The 15,725-nt window shown below is 44.8% G+C and carries 16 protein-coding genes; 1 reads left to right on the top strand and 15 read right to left on the bottom strand.

The window, feature by feature from the left end; all coding sequences use genetic code 11:
• Window positions 1-312: 312 nt before the first annotated feature.
• From AC6IZR_RS04780 to hemW, 13 genes are all read right to left on the bottom strand, one after another.
• Window positions 313-597 carry a rhodanese-like domain-containing protein gene (locus AC6IZR_RS04780; protein ID WP_497848898.1) on the bottom strand — a complete coding sequence of 95 codons (285 nt, stop codon included), beginning with the start codon at window positions 595-597 and terminating at the stop codon, window positions 313-315.
• Window positions 598-617: 20 nt separating this feature from the next.
• Window positions 618-1,109 (bottom strand): prolyl-tRNA synthetase associated domain-containing protein, encoded by a 492-nt coding sequence (locus AC6IZR_RS04775; protein ID WP_414323406.1) that lies wholly within the window; start codon window positions 1,107-1,109, stop codon window positions 618-620.
• Between the two features lie 12 nt (window positions 1,110-1,121).
• Window positions 1,122-1,706, bottom strand: a complete 585-nt coding sequence (locus tag AC6IZR_RS04770; protein ID WP_045759544.1) for a uracil-DNA glycosylase family protein — start codon at window positions 1,704-1,706, stop codon at window positions 1,122-1,124.
• Window positions 1,707-1,758: 52 nt separating this feature from the next.
• Window positions 1,759-3,165, bottom strand: coding sequence for a dipeptidase PepV (pepV, locus tag AC6IZR_RS04765; protein ID WP_031573670.1), 1,407 nt, complete (start codon window positions 3,163-3,165; stop codon window positions 1,759-1,761).
• A 34-nt stretch (window positions 3,166-3,199) separates the two neighbouring features.
• Window positions 3,200-3,805: a nitroreductase family protein gene (locus AC6IZR_RS04760; RefSeq protein WP_003001591.1), complete on the bottom strand. Its 606-nt coding sequence runs from the start codon at window positions 3,803-3,805 to the stop codon at window positions 3,200-3,202.
• Window positions 3,806-3,954: 149 nt separating this feature from the next.
• The gene (locus AC6IZR_RS04755; RefSeq protein ID WP_497848897.1) at window positions 3,955-4,797 is read right to left on the bottom strand and encodes a metallophosphoesterase family protein; all 843 of its coding nucleotides are present in this window, start codon (window positions 4,795-4,797) and stop codon (window positions 3,955-3,957) included.
• 10 nt (window positions 4,798-4,807) lie between these two features.
• Window positions 4,808-6,643, bottom strand: a complete 1,836-nt coding sequence (gene uvrC / locus AC6IZR_RS04750) for an excinuclease ABC subunit UvrC (RefSeq protein WP_497848896.1) — start codon at window positions 6,641-6,643, stop codon at window positions 4,808-4,810.
• Between the two features lie 198 nt (window positions 6,644-6,841).
• A complete protein-coding gene (locus AC6IZR_RS04745) occupies window positions 6,842-7,825 on the bottom strand; it encodes a CPBP family intramembrane glutamic endopeptidase (protein WP_497848895.1) in 984 nt (327 codons plus the stop codon).
• Window positions 7,822-8,442, bottom strand: coding sequence for a TIGR01906 family membrane protein (locus tag AC6IZR_RS04740; protein WP_497848894.1), 621 nt, complete (start codon window positions 8,440-8,442; stop codon window positions 7,822-7,824). Before AC6IZR_RS04740 ends, AC6IZR_RS04745 begins: the two co-directional genes overlap by 4 nt.
• Window positions 8,435-9,205, bottom strand: coding sequence for a TIGR01457 family HAD-type hydrolase (locus AC6IZR_RS04735; protein ID WP_497848893.1), 771 nt, complete (start codon window positions 9,203-9,205; stop codon window positions 8,435-8,437). The genes AC6IZR_RS04740 and AC6IZR_RS04735 overlap by 8 nt, the downstream gene beginning before the upstream one ends.
• Complete coding sequence (locus AC6IZR_RS04730) at window positions 9,206-9,892, bottom strand: hypothetical protein (RefSeq protein WP_003007694.1); 687 nt, start codon at window positions 9,890-9,892, stop codon at window positions 9,206-9,208.
• Complete coding sequence (locus tag AC6IZR_RS04725) at window positions 9,882-10,637, bottom strand: acyl-ACP thioesterase domain-containing protein (protein WP_497848892.1); 756 nt, start codon at window positions 10,635-10,637, stop codon at window positions 9,882-9,884. The genes AC6IZR_RS04730 and AC6IZR_RS04725 overlap by 11 nt, the downstream gene beginning before the upstream one ends.
• Window positions 10,638-10,640: 3 nt before the next feature.
• Entirely contained in the window at window positions 10,641-11,771 is a 1,131-nt protein-coding gene (hemW, locus tag AC6IZR_RS04720) for a radical SAM family heme chaperone HemW (protein WP_497848891.1), read from the bottom strand.
• A gap of 319 nt (window positions 11,772-12,090) precedes the next feature.
• Between hemW and AC6IZR_RS04715 the strand changes: the two genes are divergently transcribed.
• Complete coding sequence (locus AC6IZR_RS04715) at window positions 12,091-13,614, top strand: ATP-binding cassette domain-containing protein (RefSeq protein ID WP_497848890.1); 1,524 nt, start codon at window positions 12,091-12,093, stop codon at window positions 13,612-13,614.
• A 36-nt stretch (window positions 13,615-13,650) separates the two neighbouring features.
• On the opposite strand, the gene proC is transcribed toward AC6IZR_RS04715, so the two are convergent.
• Entirely contained in the window at window positions 13,651-14,466 is an 816-nt protein-coding gene (gene proC, locus AC6IZR_RS04710) for a pyrroline-5-carboxylate reductase (RefSeq protein ID WP_497848889.1), read from the bottom strand.
• A gap of 3 nt (window positions 14,467-14,469) precedes the next feature.
• Window positions 14,470-15,717, bottom strand: coding sequence for a glutamate-5-semialdehyde dehydrogenase (locus AC6IZR_RS04705; protein ID WP_497848888.1), 1,248 nt, complete (start codon window positions 15,715-15,717; stop codon window positions 14,470-14,472).
• Between the last annotated feature and the right edge of the window lie 8 nt (window positions 15,718-15,725).

Genomic DNA, 15,725 nt, shown 5'->3' with positions numbered 1-15,725 from the left:
CCCTGTAATATCTTTTGAAAAACATGCAAATTCTACTCATTTTTAGAAATTAGTAAAGAAAGAGGCTAGGCAAAAACTGTCCAGCCTTTGATGTTTGATAGGAATAAGTGCAAGACGCAGTGGTTGATTGGCATCTTTGTTCGCCTTTTAAGCTCCAAAGATGACCTAATGAGGGAAACAAAGTTTCCTTTATCCACAACCTTCAACAGTCTCCCAGACTGTTGAAGCTATGCGGGGGCGGGAAGATTGAAAAGGTTTGGGGAACCTTTTCAACTTTTTTTATTTTACGGAGTTCTTTCCCACTCCCGTTTCTTAGGATTCAAATGCATCCATGCCACCTTGGACGTTGGTCACATCATAGCCTTGCTCTTCTAGAAATTGGCAAGCTCGTGCTGAGCGTCGACCTGACTTGCAGATGACATAATAGAGATGATCCTTCTCTAATTCCTGGTAGCGATCTGCTAACTCAGATAAGGGAAGAAGACGAACTCCGTCTAAGTGAAGGGCATCATATTCCTCCTGCTCGCGTACATCAAGAACGTGTAAGTCTCCTTTTTGATAAGCTTGGTAAAAGCTTGAAAATGGAATTTCTTTCATGATTTCTCCTATCAGGTATGTTATGGGAGGGTTAGAATTTCATAATGAAAGCCAACAGCCTCTAAAAATCGTAACAAGTCTTGGGTTTTAATAAAGATCGTCTTTTCATTGGTATTGGGATGGAAAGTCATGATCTCCTCTGACACAATGTCTTTATCGAAATAGACTCGAATATCTTTTTCTCCATTGTTCAATAAACCAAATGGAGAAACCGTACCTGCCGGTAATTGCATTTTTTCAGCTAAAGAATCTGCTGAAGCCATGCGGATCCGGTTGGCTTCCACTTGCTCTTTGAAATCCTCCATATCCAATGGTTTCTGGTCGTCCATGATGAGCAGATAGAATTGGGTTTTCTTCTTATTGGTCAAAAACATGGACTTGGTCCGAACACCTTCTAAGCCTTCAATGTAAGAATCGGCCTGCTCAGTTGTGAATGCAGGTGGGTGTTCCACCACGTCAAATGAAATGCCTAACTCGTCTAATTTCTCTTTAACTTGTTGATAAGGATCCATCGTCGCTCTCCTTTATTTTTGAATGATCTCTTGTACTAAGGTTTGCAATTCTGGAACCACCTCTGCCTCAAACCAAGGATTTTTAGCCATCCAGATTTGATTGCGAGGGGAAGGGTGAACGAGTGGAAAATAGGTTGGCAAATAATCTTTAAAATGGTGAACCCGTTCGGTTACCTTGCCACTAACCTTTTCATGAAGGTAGTATGCTTGGGCATATTGTCCAATTAAGAGGGTTAACTCAATATCCGGACACTCCTTGAGAAGTTGAGGGTGCCACTTTTCCGCAAAGCCTTTGCGAGGTGGAAGGTCACCAGATTTCCCATGCCCTGGGAAATAAAAGTCCATGGGGATGACCGCAAACAAACCAGAATTATAAAAGGTGTCTTCGTCAACTCCTAACCATTCGCGCAGGCGGTCACCACTCTTATCCTTCCAGTAAATACCAGCTTCTTCCGTCTTCATCCCTGGAGCTTGTCCGATAATATTGATACGAGCTGTCTTTGGGGCTGCAAAGAGTGGCTCTATCCCTTTCTCTGTATATTCTTTATTTTGAGGATCTGCCATAATGGCTTGTTTAATGCTTTCAATCGTTGACATAAGTCCTCCTTCTATGGAAAAACTCAGCCAGAAAAACTGGCCGAGTAGTGGATTATTTGATTAGTTCATAGATGGCTTCTGCGTAAATAGCTGCTGCACGATAGAGATCTTCAACATCTGCGAACTCATTAGCTTGGTGCATAGTATTGACATAGTCTGGGAACATAGCACCAAAGGCAACGCCACGTTTCAAGAGACGACCAAAGGTACCACCACCGATCACTTGTTCATGTCCTTTGAGGCCAGTTTGTTTTTCGTAAACACGCAAGAGGGTGGATACCAATTCATCATCCATCGGAACATAGTGAGGTGTGTGACCATGGGCTGACAAGCTTACTGTAGCCACTCCTTCGATCTTTTCAAGGATAGCTTTGATAGTTTCAGGATCTGTACCTTGAGGGTAACGGATATTGAGGGCAATAGTGTTGTCTGCTTGGCTGTCATCAAAATGGAAGACACCTGCATTCATACTCAATGGTCCCATTTTGGCATCTGTATGGGCAATTCCTAATTTTTCACCTGCAAAATCTTCGTGAAGAAGTGAAGCTGTCACATGAAGGTAAGCCTTAGCAGCACCACCAAAATCAAATTGGTTCAACAAGAGAGCCAAGTAGGTTGCACCATTGATCCCATCTTCAGGAGTTGATCCATGAGCAGATTTCCCGACAATGGTAACGGTATAGGTTTTTTCGTCAACAGTTGAGATTTCATACTTGAGCTGGTGTTCCTTGGCAAAGGCATCTAAGAGGCCAGCAAGATCTGGTAGTTGTCCAGAAACGACTGCAGTCGCTGACTCTGGTACCATGTTTTCACGAAGGCCGCCTGTAAAGCTATGAAGATGGGCACTTCCTGTGTTGTCATTTCCAAAATGAAGGTACTCAGTGATGTTTCCTTTTTCCCCATTGATGATTGGGAATTCCGCATCTGGTGAGAAGCCAAAATCTGGCTCAGGAAGTCCGACGTGTTTGAAATAGTAATCCATGTCGCCCCAGCCTGATTCTTCATCCGTACCGACAACAAAGCGCACGCGCTTAGAAACAGGGAGTCCTAGGTCTTTAATGATCTTCAAACCATAGTAGCAGGCCATTGTAGGCCCTTTATCATCAGACGAACCACGCGCATAGAGCTTGCCATCGATAATTTCTGGTTTGTAGGGATCCGTCTTCCAACCACTACCTGCAGGCACGACGTCCATATGAGCAAAGATCCCAAGCTCTTCTTCTCCTTCACCAAAGGTAAAGTGACCGGCATAATTATCGACATTCTTGGTTTCATAGCCATCACGTTTGGCAATTTCCAAGAATTTTTCAAGAGCTTTTACAGGACCAGGTCCAAAAGGATGCTCTGCATCTGCCTTGCTGTCATCGCGTTCAGAATTGATTTCCAAGAGGCTGTATAAGTCAGCCATCATCTCATCGCGACGTTTTTCTACTTCTGCTTTAAAGTCAACTGTTGTCATGAATTCCTCCTCGATCTTCTATTTGCTAATTGGCTTAGCGTTTATCAATGATTTCGTCTACTGGTAAGCGATAGCTTGGCTCTACTTTTTCAGCCGCATAGCCAACCGTAATCAAGACTTCCGGACGGAAACGCTCTTCGATATCCAAGACTTCATTGATTTTCGATTTATCAAATCCCAAGATAATATTGGTTCCAATGCCTTGGTCTGTCAAAGCAAGTACCAAGTTCATGGCCACAAGACCAGCATTCAAAGCCAAGTAATCACTTGTTTGTTGGGCATCATAGCGCGCAAATTCAGCAGGAAGATTTTGCATAAAGTATTGCAACTGTTCGTCTGTGAAGTTTTTCACCCCACCGACACGCGCAATCTTGCGAGCCCGTTTTTGCAAATCAGTATCTGTAAAGAGGGCGATGGTCACAGGTGCTTCCATGACTTGATCGTAGTTTGCACCATAGGCTAATTTTGCCAATTCAGCATTTTTTTGACGAACGACCACAAATTTCCAAGGCTGGCTATTGTGGGCACTAGGGGCCAAGGTTGCGATCTCAATAGCAGTCCGTACATCCTTTGGATCGACCGGTTGGTCAGTGAAATGCTTGATCGCATGGCGTTTTTTATTGAGCTCTAGAAATTTCATAAGCTTCTTCCTTTTCTATTTCTGTTACCTCTATTTTAACACAAAATGAAAGAGCTTGCAGGGTTTTACAGCTGGAGATTGTGAAAAAAGAAGCGGACATTTTTAACATCCGCCTCTTTTGGGATAGGTTGAATACACAAGAGATCCACCTATGATTCATTGGAGAGATTGAAATAGGCAGCTACTTCTTTGGTATAGCCGTATTTCTCAATTAAGGTAGTTAGCAACTCGATGTTATGGCCCCGATAGTTATCCTCGCGTCTCAATTCTTCGTACATCTCAATAAAGGGAAGGCCCTTGTCCTTGGCATCTTGGAGCTCTGCTTCATAGTCATAGGCCACCTTACGAAATTGCAGGTTGGTCACTCCATCTTCTTCGACATCGATCAGCGCATACTGAGCTCTGTGGTTTTGAATTTGTTCCCAGTCGAAATATGGCATGCCAATAGTCCCTGGATTGAGAATCTGCTGGCCCTGGTTGCCATAGCGAAGCAACTGCTTGTGAACATGACCGTAGATGGCCATATCCGTCTGGTCATCCAGCAGTTGGTCAAAGTTCTCCGTCACATTAGCTGGACGCAAGTCACCACCATAATTCTTTTCTGGCAAGTTGTGGGTCAGTGAAAAGCGAATGCCATTGACCTCCTTCTTCTCTACCAATGGAAGGGATCGAAGCCAATCAATTCGCTTAGGATCCAGTCCTTCCATAAGGTACTGAGTGAGGCGAAGGAGTTGGATCTCCTGCGGATCCTCAAGTCCGTACTCGCCATCCAAGGCTTCTAAGAGACAATCGTCCCAATTTCCCCGAACAGCCGCTGTGATCGGAATCGCATCCAGCAATTCAAAAAGGTCCTCTCTTCCAGGCCCCGGTAGCAAAATATCTCCCAAAAGCCAGTATTCCGTTGCGCCTAGAGCACGCGCATCCGCAATCACTGCCTCCAGGGCTGTCGTATCTCCGTGGATATCAGATAAAATAGCGATTCGATGGTTCATTTTAAACTCCTTATGATTGGTATGATTCAGAATCCTCCGCAACTTCCATCAAGAGACTTGCTTCTTCTTGCTTTCCTTGATGGAGCTTAGCTTGCACCGCTTCAGCCACTGCTCGTGGGATGCCAACTGTGACGATCTCATCTACAGTAGCTTCTTTGATTTTGGTCAGTGACTTGAAGTGTTTCATCAGCAACTGCTTGCGTTTTGGTCCCAAGCCTTCGATGCCGTCCAGCTGGGAAGAGAAGGAATTCTTAGAACGAAGCTGGCGGTGGAAGGTGATGGCAAAACGGTGGACTTCATCCTGGATCCGTTGCAGGAGGAAAAATTCCTGCGAGGTCCGAGAGAGTTCAATGACTTGGAGAGGATCACCAAAGAGCAATTCATGGGTTTGGTGCTTGTCATTTTTTTGTAGGCCTGCAATGGGAATATCCAGCCCTAACTCCTCTTGAATGACTTGCTTAGCGATATTAACCTGGCCCTGACCACCATCGATAACGATCAGATCAGGTGGCGTCAGGCCATCCCGCATGACACGGCTGTAGCGTCTGCGAATGACCTCCCGCATGCTGGCATAGTCATCTGGTCCGACAACGGTCTTGATCTTGTACTTGCGATAGTCCTTTTTGCTTGGCTTCCCATTGACAAAGACCACCATGGCTGAAACTGGACTGGTCCCCATGATGTTGGAGTTGTCAAAGGACTCAATGCGCACAGGAGTTGGAATTTGCAGGAGTTTTCCAAGATTTTCAATGGCACCTTGGGTCTTTTCCATCGATTTTTCAAGGAGATTGAACTTCTGCTCCAGACTGACACGTGCATTCTTAATGGCCAGATTGACCAACTGCTTCTTCTCCCCACGCTGGGGCTTGAGGACCTTGGTATCTACTAAGGCCTTGACTGCTTCCTCGTCGATATCCTGAGGAATCAGGATTTCATTAGGAATCAGGTGAGATTTCTCCTGGTAAAACTGCCCCACATAGGTCAAGAAATCCTCGTCTGGATCATTGTAGTATGGAAAGAGATTGACATCACGCTCAATCAGCTTGCCCTGACGGACAAAGAATACCTGCACACACATCCAGCCCTTGTCCACGTAGTAGCCAAAGACATCCCGGTTCTGCAAATCCTTGGCCATGACCCGCTGTTTGGTCCGCAGGGTCCCGATGGCCTGGATCAGATCCCGATACTCGGCTGCCCGCTCAAATTCCATGTTTTGCGCAGCGGTATTCATTTTGAGCTTGAGCTCATCGATAATCTTATCATCCTGCCCCTTGAGGAAATCAGAAACCTCCTGTGCCATGCCCCTGAAATAGGCCTCGTTTTTATGGCAGACCGTGTGGGCCATACATTGCCCTAAATGGTAGTAAAAGCAGACCTTGGAAGGCGGATTGGTACACTTTCGGAATGGGAAAATTCGATCCAAGAGTCGCTTGATCTCATTGGCCGCTCCTACATCTGGATAGGGGCCGAAATAGAGACCACCATCCTTTTTGACCTGGCGCGTAATGATGAGGCGTGGATAGCGCTCATTGGTAATCTTGATGAAGGGATAGGACTTATCATCCTTGAGCATGATATTGTATTTTGGCTTGTTCTCCTTGATGAGGTTGATCTCAAGAAGCAAGGCCTCAATATTGGACTCAGTGACGATAAATTCAAAATCCACAATCTCAGATACCAGCGCTTCCGTCTTGGTATCGTGGCTCCCTCTGAAATAGGACCGCACCCGGTTGCGAAGATTCTTGGCCTTCCCCACATAGATGATGGTACCGTTCTTGTCTTTGTGAATGTAACAGCCCGGACTCGTCGGCAAGAGCTCGAGCTTGGATTTAATCAAGTTATTCATACTCTCTATTATAGCAAAAAAGGGAGGGGTTAGCCTCTCTCTAATATGTTTGTATTATTATCCACCTTCACCAAGTTAAAAATAATTTTTAAATTATATATCAGACCCTCATCCTCAATCCTTTATCTTCACTTGCCCTTTTTCATAGCAAAAAAGAGAGATCTAAAAGGATCCCCCTTTACTAGCAATCGATAATCTTTATCCTTTGAGATTAGCCATCTGGAAGAGCGGAATCACATAAGGAACAATAGACATCAGGATAGTGAATAGCACGAAGAACCAGAACCAGAAGGAAGCGAGGGCACGCTGGAAAACTCCTGGCTGTGGTTTATTGGCCTGAATATAAGCCTTGATAGCTGGCCATTTGGTCGCAAGAACCACTATCATGACAATGGAACCAATGGCTAAAACACCGATTTGGAGCCAATTCGCTAGTCCCTCGTCCACATGATAAGCTACATAATGCAAGCCTTGGGAAATGACAAAGTTATTGAAAATGTGATAGAAAATTGCCCACCAGATATTGTATTCAAAGGCAATGTAGCCGAATCCTAGACCAATGATACCTGCGAAAAAGAGCTGGTCAAAATTAGCATGGAAGAGGCCGAATAAAATAGCCGTCATGACAATGGCAAAGATTTTGCCATACCGTTCCAAGCCTCGCAAGCCTGCCCCACGGAAGAAGAATTCCTCTGTGATAGGACCAAAAAATCCAGCATACAAGAGCATGGTCCATGATCGCTCAATCGTATCACCTAGATCGGGTGTTGGAGAATGAAGGCCAATGGTCTCAAACATGCGCTCAATCACTTGTGTCATCACAGATGAAAAGACTTGAGAAAAGCCAAGAAAGGCGAGAAGAATAAAGAAGACTGAAAGAGTCATCTTACGTCCCTTGTGCTTAAGATCATATTTATAAAGGGCCTTCTTGCGATAGGCATTAAAGAGAAAGAGTCCAATGGAAATAGAGATAAGATAGGGAATACCTGCCCAAACATTCAGGGCATTGAGTTTCTCCGTTACTTGACTTGGATCTTTTCTGATAGAGCCTGCTAGGGTTAAGCCTAAGAGGACTTCCCACAGGACGGTTACCAAGGTCATTACCAAGAGATAAATGGCAAGTGTCCCGGAATACCTTCCTATATCTTTTTTAGGGTCTAATAATCGGTTGTATTGGTTCATTTCTTCCTCCTAGAAAATAGATAAAAACTCGCACATATTCCTTCGTATAAGACAAAGAAAATCAAAAAGGCATGCATAAAGTAGTCTTCTGGTAATGCAAGAATAATCGAATCCACGCGCGGATCAAAGAGCCAAGTATTGTCCCCAGCAAATAAGACCTGATGAAAGAGCGTAAAGAATTGATCAAAGCCAATCATAACAGCCACCACTGCAATCACCACTGGTAAAACCATCATCCAAAAGAAGAGACTACGGTACAAGGTAAGGTAGCCTTTTTTGACAACTGTCCGCATAAACTGGATAAAACCAGGGAGTGTGACCACAAAAACGACCGTCACTAAGTGAAATAGATACTTGACGGCCTCAAAATGGTGCAAGCCATTTTTTGAAGAGGGGAATTGAGGCATCTTCAACACCCATTGAAAAGGATTGGTCAAGTAGTTCATCAAGACATTAAAATTCTTCATGATGACTGAAGCCGAAAAACCAGTTCGGCTTTGAATCCCCAACCAATGAATCTCCATGGGATAGAGGACCCAAGCCAGAGAAATGGTGAGAAGGATCGTAGCTGACAAGATAAAGAAAAATTGGTTGATTGATTTCAGACTTTTAAGCATCAAAATCCCACTCCGCTAGACTGGCAACAACATGTGTCGGTGCAATTGGTAAGGTCGGCACTTCTTCTGGTTTGGTAAAACCTGTCGTCACCAAAAGGGTTGGAATCCCATTGTCAATACCTGCACGTATATCTGTTAGATAATTGTCCCCGACCATAACGACTTCTTCTCTTTCAAGACCCAAATGTTCAATAGCCTTATCCATGATGATGGCCTTTGGTTTTCCAATGATGACAGGCTCGACCCGTGTCGCTGCTTCGACAAGGGCAATCAGGGATCCCGCTCCTGGCATCAAGCCACGCTCTGTTGGAATGTTCAGGTCCGGATTGGTTCCAATAAAGTGCGCTCCCTTTTGAATCGCCAAGGTCGCAAGAGCAAACTTCTCATAATCCACTTGCCAATCCAGTCCAATCACCACATAATCAGGTGCTTCTTCATTCATGATATAGCCAGCTTCTTCAATAGCATCTTTGAGCCCCGCTTCTCCGATCACATAGACCTTTTTGCCCAAATTTTGGTCATTCATGTAGTCAATGGTCGCAAGGGTAGCTGTATAGATAGTCGAAACTGGGGTTTCAATATTGAAATGAGTGGCCAGCATATCCCGAACAGTCTCTGGTGTGCGGGTTGTATTGTTGGTCACAAAGAGATAGGGAATCTCACGCGCCTGCAGTTCATGAACAAAAGCTTCTCCTGCAGGAATTCGTGATTTTCCTTTGTAAATAGTGCCATCCAAATCAATCAAATAGCCCTTATAGTGCATTTATTCTTCCCTTTCTGTGTCAGCTTCTTCATGAAACTTCTCTGCATCGACTCGTCCACCAGAACCATATAAGAGCAATGCTCCAGCATAGAGGACAAATTGTAACACCAAACCTGTAAAATTAATCCCTTGACTTCCCGATTGGGTGAACAAGAAGGATGCTACCATGAGGATCACAATGGTCAATAACAAGCCTATCACGGTTGCCTGATCCACACTGATTTGATAAACCGTGCGTTTAGTGCTCCGATTTTTCCCGTCAGACTTAGTTTCTGGTTGCAAATTCTCCACAAAATCCGTCACCAAGGTCGCAGCGAGGCTGACTGTCGTGCTAAAGAGCACGCCTTGGGACAAGCGGTGATAGAAATTGGACCAGAAGGATCCTGATTGGCTAGTAATCCCAATCGAGAAGATCATGACCGGTAAAAGAAAGGCCAAGGTGAAATGGATCCAGACCCGGTACCAGCGTATATCTTCTCTTAAAAAGCGACTAAAACTATCTAAATTCAAGCGATAGCGGAAAAATTTATAAATTTCCTCTACCAGGATGATGCCCAAAGCACAAAGAGTCAAGAGCCAATCTCCCAACATGTACAAAGGGTTCTTTTGACGCTTGGCATAGGCCACAACCCGTTTTTGATAGCTTTCAAGTTCCTGTTTTTTATTTTTTAATCTTCTACTTTCCATAAGTCCAACCCTTTTCTTCTACTTCTTCCCACTCAATTTCAGCTTGGGCATTGATCTGACCATCTGAAGTAATTTGGTGCTGGGTCTTCAAGCCCTCTTGTTCATATTGAGAGGTGATGAGACCTCCTGCTAGCACTTCTTTGACATATTTTAGATGAACTTTTTTAGGGACATGATGGGTCAAGAAGTCTGCTCCCATCACCTCAAAAACCCAGTCCAAGTACTTGCTATTGTTGACATGTCCGTTCATATCCAAGTCGTAAAACCGAACTCGGTATTCTTGTTCCACGCCACCTTCTAATTCTTTGAAACGGGGACCACGGAGCATGGTTTTTGAAAATTCAGAGTCAAAGGCATCCGTGATTTCGCTCATAACTGGATGGACCTTGCGCGTATCACGATCCATCAAGACAAAGGTCGCGACCATCTCAATGATAGTATTTCCTGCTTCATCCTTGATATTAAAGGCCCGGTAGCAGAAAAGTCGATTGTGACTCTTGGCATAGGTTTCGATAGTGATTTTCTCATCAAAAACAGGGAGACGCTCGATCTTCATATTGTAATCCGTGATAATCCAGACTAGATTGTAGTTCTCTAAAATGTACATATCACTCATACCCAGCTCAATCGATTGCATGCCCGATACCTGTAAAGACAGCAAGATCAATTGGGGAATCTTAATATAACTATTGACATCGCTCATATCAAACGGAATTTTCATGCTGTATTCAAATGTTTTTGCCATTTTCTACTCCAAAATAAACTTCTCTGCTACAGTGTCTCCTAAAAAGAGACCTTTCTTGGTCATTCGTACAATGTCCTTGTCAGGTACCAAAAGGCCCTGCTGGATCAATTTCTCAACCACTGATCCATATTGTTGGTCAAAATTCACACCAAACTTTTCTTCAAAACGCTTCTTGGAAACGCCTGTTTTCTTACGTAGTCCTAGAAACATCTCTTCCTCCATCATTTCTGTCTGAGTCAGATGCTCTTCTTGGACACGCGCATTTCCCTCTTCGACAGCCTGCATATAGTGACGAATGGGGCCATAATTCTTGTAGCGAATCCCATCGACATAGCCGGATGCTCCAGCTCCCAAACCATAATACTCGGCATTGTCCCAATACATGAGATTGTGCCGACTTTCAAAACCAGGCTTGGAGAAATTAGAAATTTCGTAATGCTCAAAGCCCGCACGCTCCATCTCCTGAATGATGTATTCAAACATCTCCGCTTCTAACTCCTCTTTTGGTAGAGGAAGCTTGCCCCGTCTCATGCGATTCATAAAGACCGTGTGATTCTCCAGAATCAAGCTATAGAGGCTCATATGAGGAATGTCGAGGGCAAGAGCCTTAGCGACATTTTCCTGGACCTGCTCCATGGTTTGCGTCGGAAGGGCATAGATGAGGTCGATCGAAATATTGTCAAAACCAGCCAGCTTTAGACGATCGATATTGTCATAGATATCCTGCTCCTGATGGCTCCGACCAATCTTTTTGAGCAAGCGATTATCAAAGGTCTGTACGCCTAAAGAAACCCGATTAACCGGTGAATCCTTTAAGACAGCAATCTTATCCGGATCCAAATCACCAGGATTGGCCTCGATGGTCAACTCCTCCATCTGAGAAAGATCAAGTGACTTGGTCAGCTCCTTGAGCAGATACTCTAGCTGATCCGCATTTAAGGCTGTCGGTGTCCCACCCCCAATATAGAGAGTCCGTAAATTTGTGATTTCTTCCCGACGAAATTCTTGGATCAAATGATCCAAATAAGCATCGACCGGTTGGTTCTTAATAAAAACCTTCGAAAAATCACAATAAAAACAAATCTGGGTACAAAATGGGATGTGGACATAAGCGGACGTTGGTTTTGTATGCATACCTTTAATTATACCATAAAATTCCCCTAAGTCCGAGAAGAAAAGGGTGGATGACGCAAGGATTTCCTTGACAAGAAGGAATGAAAGAAATAGAATAAAGCTAATCACATTCGGAGGTAAGGAGATATGAACAACTAAGTTTCGTTAAATAAAATACTTTATTTAGTGGACTGCTTGTTCTATCTCTTTTTGTGTACCCTCTTGCCTATTCTCCAACTTTTTGTTGGCTTAATAAGGTCTTTTTCTGCCTGGGTTCCACCTGAATACAGCTCTACTAAATAGGTAGAGCTGTTTTTTTGCCCCAGTAGAAAGGAATCTTATGCTAAAACTATCCCACCTCACCATCCGCCATACAAAAGATTTACGCGATTTGGTTCGCGATCTGTCCCTAACTATTCATGAAGGGGAAAAAGTTGCCATTATTGGCGAAGAAGGAAATGGAAAGTCTTCTTTGCTTCATGTCCTCATGGCCCCAAAATCCCTACCAGATTATCTGACTATAGAAGGAGAAATCACCACTTCTTTTCACTCCTATGCCTATATTCCCCAGTCTTTGCCGGAAGCCTTGAAAGGAAAAACCTTGGAAGAATATTTTTTTGGAGAAGACGAGTTAGACTATGCCACCCTCTACAGACTGGCTGATCAATTGCAATTTGATAGCGCCCGCTTTGCAAGCGACCAAGCTATTGGAAGTCTATCTGGAGGAGAAGCCCTTAAAGTCCAACTGCTTCACGAACTTTGCCGTCCTCATGAATTGTTATTTTTAGATGAACCTTCAAATGATCTGGATTTGGAAACCCTGGACTGGCTCCAGCAGATGATCCAAACGAGCCCCCAAACCATTCTATTTATTTCCCATCATGAGGATTTTTTGACGCAGACGGCGGATACGATCATCCATCTAAGACAGATCAAACACCGCAAGGAGGCTGAAACCATTGTAGAGCACCTAGGCTATCAAGACTACAGTAGCCAGAGGGAGCAACAATTCAAGCAGCAGTCCCAGCAAGCTGCCAACGATCAACGAACCTACAAGAAAACAATGGAGAAGCATCGCCGCGTCCGTCAGCAAGTTGAAACATCCTTACGAAACACTAAGGATAGCACTGCTGGACGTCTCCTGGCAAAGAAAATGAAGTCCCTCCTCTCACAAGAAAAGCGCTACGAGCGAGAATTCCAATCCATGACTCCCCAACCCTATGATGAGGAAGTCATCAATCTGCATTTCCCTCCCCTCACTCCCTTGTCTCCTCAAAAACGAGTCCTTCTATTAGATCAGGAAGAACTCGCAATTGGTGACCGATTCCTGGTCAAGAACCTCTCCCTCACTCTTCAAGGCCAGGATAAGATAGGGATTATCGGTTCTAACGGTGTAGGGAAATCCACTTTCCTAAAAATGATATGGAAAAGTCTACAGAAGAATGAAAGTATCCGCACTGCCTATATGCCACAAGATTACACTGAACTTCTCCCTTTGACTCAGACACCCGTTCAATTTCTACAGCATTCAGGCGATCGCGAAGAAATCAACACCATTCAATTGCATTTAGCCTCCCTCAACTTTACCTATTCTGAAATGCACCATCCGATCTCTGAACTTTCTGGTGGCCAGCAAGGAAAACTCTATCTCCTTCAACTAGTGCTCACAAGTCCCCAATTTCTACTCTTGGACGAGCCTACTCGCAATTTTTCCCCCACTTCCCAACCAGAAATTCGACGCCTATTCGCAGACTACCCAGGTGGACTAGTCACGGTCTCCCACGACCGGACCTTCCTCAAAGAAGTCTGCCAAAAAATCTATCGCCTGACCGAAAATGGTTTGGTAGAAATAGAGTCGCTCTAATGCAAAAAAAAGATTGGCGAAAACCAATCTTTTCTTCTATTCCTTCGCTGCCTCTTGTCCTAATTCTTGAGTGCGTTTGTAGGCTGCTTCCACTCCTGCAATGATGTCGCCCCGTAAGCCGACTTGCTCTAAACGGTTGACTCCTGCGATGGTAGAGCCACCCGGGCTACAAACTGCATCTCGCAAGCGGGCTGGATGCTCGCCTGTCTCTAGGACCATTTGACTAGCTCCTTGGAAGGTCTGGGCAGCCATCTGCAAGGCTTGCTCTCGTGTAAGTCCTAATCCTACTCCTGCATCTGCCATGGCTTCAATCATCTGATAGACAAAGGCTGGCCCACAGCCTGCGACAGCCGTTGCAGGATCCATTAATTTTTCCTCGATCTCGTAGAGAGCCCCCGGTCCTGCTAAGAGCTGCTTGACCTGGGCTATCTGCTGGTCTGTCACTGCTTGGGAGCGGGCCAGACTAATAACACCTTGACCAATGGCCACAGGCGTATTGGGCATGATGCGAACGAGACCCACCTGGTCGTTCTGGATCACGTCAGCCATCTTTTCTAATTCCAGGCCTGCGGCCATGGACACTAGCAGGAGATTAGAGTGTTGAGCCAAGATTCCTTGATACTCTTCTAAGAGAGGACAAATCTGATAAGGTTTGACCCCTAAAAAGATTACTTCAGCCTCTTGAAAGACTTGTTCAAGATCAGACGCCGTTCCCCCATACTGGCTGATAAACTCTTGCACCTTTTGAGGAGAACGATTGACCAAGAGCAGGTCTTGCGCGTCTAATTCTTTTGCTACTGCTTTGGCTAAACTAGCCCCCATGTTTCCAAGACCGATAAATGCAACTTTCATTTCTTACCTCACTTGACCATTTCCACTGACGATATATTTATAACTGGTCATTTCCCGGAGTCCCATGGGTCCACGCGCATGGAGTTTTTGGGTCGAGATCCCCATTTCACAACCTAGGCCAAATTGACCCCCATCTGTAAAGCGTGTAGAAGCATTGACATAAACCGCTGCTGAATCTACTTGCTGGGTGAAATAAGCGGCTGTCTCAGGATTTTCAGTCACAATAGCATCCGAATGATGGGTGCTATGAGCTTCAATGTGGTCCACCGCTTCCTCGACTCCATCAACGACCTTGACTGCTAAAATATAATCTAAAAATTCGGTATCAAAATCCTGTTCCTGTGCCGCTGTCCCAGAAATGATTGCTTGTGCTTGCTCATCTAGGCGCAACTCAACGGATCTTTCCCGATCATCCACTAAACGCTCTTTGACCAAAGGCAAGAAGTCAGACGCGATCGCTCGATCGACCAACAAGACCTCCATGGCATTGCAGACGGATGGGCGACTGGTCTTAGCATTTTCAATAATGGCGAGGGCTTTCTGGAAGTCAGCCTTCTTGTCCACATAGACATGGACGATCCCAGTTCCCGTCTCTATCACAGGGACAATGGCATTTTCAACTACTGCTTGGATCAATCCAGCACCACCCCGTGGAATGAGCAAATCTAAATAGCCCTTAGCCTTCATCATTGCTAGGCTAGAAGCACGACTTGTATCTTGGATCAGTTGGAGAAGATCTGGATTGAGTCCAGCTTCTTCCAAACCAACTTTGAGGGCTGTCACGATCGCTTGGGCAGAATGAAAGGCATCCTTTCCAGTACGAAGGACCACTGCATTTCCACTCTTGATGGCAAGGGCTGCAGCATCAGACGTCACATTTGGCCGGCTTTCATAAATGATGCCAATGACACCCATGGCGACTCGGACTTTCTGAATTTCAAGACCATTTTCCAAGACTTCAGTATCCAGCAACTCCCCAATCGGATCTGGCAGGTCTATTAAAGCACGAATTCCTTGTGCCATCCCTGCAATCCGTTCTTGATCAAGAAAGAGGCGATCCAGCATGACGTCAGAGATCTTCCCGCGTGCCGCTTCCATATCGATTTGATTGGCTGCTAAAATGACTTCCGTCGCTTTCAAAAGCTGGCTGGCCATGGCTTCCAAGGCCTGATTTTTAAGAGCTGTACTGGCTGTATTGATACTTTTCTTAGCTGATCTCGCTAAGCTTAATTGTTCTTGTGTTGTTCCCATACGTTTTC

The organism is Streptococcus mobilis (genome assembly GCF_059727625.1).
Note: the sequence above shows the minus strand (reverse complement) of the source record. Positions and strands in the feature narration are given on the sequence as shown.

Coding starts and splice junctions, on each gene's coding strand:
- AC6IZR_RS04775 (WP_414323406.1), bottom strand. CDS start 1,109: ATGGATCCTTATCAACAAGTTAAAGAGAAATTAGACGAGTTAGGCATT.
- AC6IZR_RS04715 (WP_497848890.1), top strand. CDS start 12,091: ATGCTAAAACTATCCCACCTCACCATCCGCCATACAAAAGATTTACGC.
- AC6IZR_RS04755 (WP_497848897.1), bottom strand. CDS start 4,797: ATGAACCATCGAATCGCTATTTTATCTGATATCCACGGAGATACGACA.
- AC6IZR_RS04760 (WP_003001591.1), bottom strand. CDS start 3,805: ATGAAATTTCTAGAGCTCAATAAAAAACGCCATGCGATCAAGCATTTC.
- AC6IZR_RS04770 (WP_045759544.1), bottom strand. CDS start 1,706: ATGTCAACGATTGAAAGCATTAAACAAGCCATTATGGCAGATCCTCAA.
- AC6IZR_RS04740 (WP_497848894.1), bottom strand. CDS start 8,442: ATGCTTAAAAGTCTGAAATCAATCAACCAATTTTTCTTTATCTTGTCA.
- hemW (WP_497848891.1), bottom strand. CDS start 11,771: ATGCATACAAAACCAACGTCCGCTTATGTCCACATCCCATTTTGTACC.
- AC6IZR_RS04780 (WP_497848898.1), bottom strand. CDS start 597: ATGAAAGAAATTCCATTTTCAAGCTTTTACCAAGCTTATCAAAAAGGA.
- uvrC (WP_497848896.1), bottom strand. CDS start 6,643: ATGAATAACTTGATTAAATCCAAGCTCGAGCTCTTGCCGACGAGTCCG.
- AC6IZR_RS04730 (WP_003007694.1), bottom strand. CDS start 9,892: ATGGAAAGTAGAAGATTAAAAAATAAAAAACAGGAACTTGAAAGCTAT.
- AC6IZR_RS04705 (WP_497848888.1), bottom strand. CDS start 15,717: ATGGGAACAACACAAGAACAATTAAGCTTAGCGAGATCAGCTAAGAAA.
- AC6IZR_RS04735 (WP_497848893.1), bottom strand. CDS start 9,205: ATGCACTATAAGGGCTATTTGATTGATTTGGATGGCACTATTTACAAA.
- AC6IZR_RS04725 (WP_497848892.1), bottom strand. CDS start 10,637: ATGGCAAAAACATTTGAATACAGCATGAAAATTCCGTTTGATATGAGC.
- pepV (WP_031573670.1), bottom strand. CDS start 3,165: ATGACAACAGTTGACTTTAAAGCAGAAGTAGAAAAACGTCGCGATGAG.
- AC6IZR_RS04745 (WP_497848895.1), bottom strand. CDS start 7,825: ATGAACCAATACAACCGATTATTAGACCCTAAAAAAGATATAGGAAGG.
- proC (WP_497848889.1), bottom strand. CDS start 14,466: ATGAAAGTTGCATTTATCGGTCTTGGAAACATGGGGGCTAGTTTAGCC.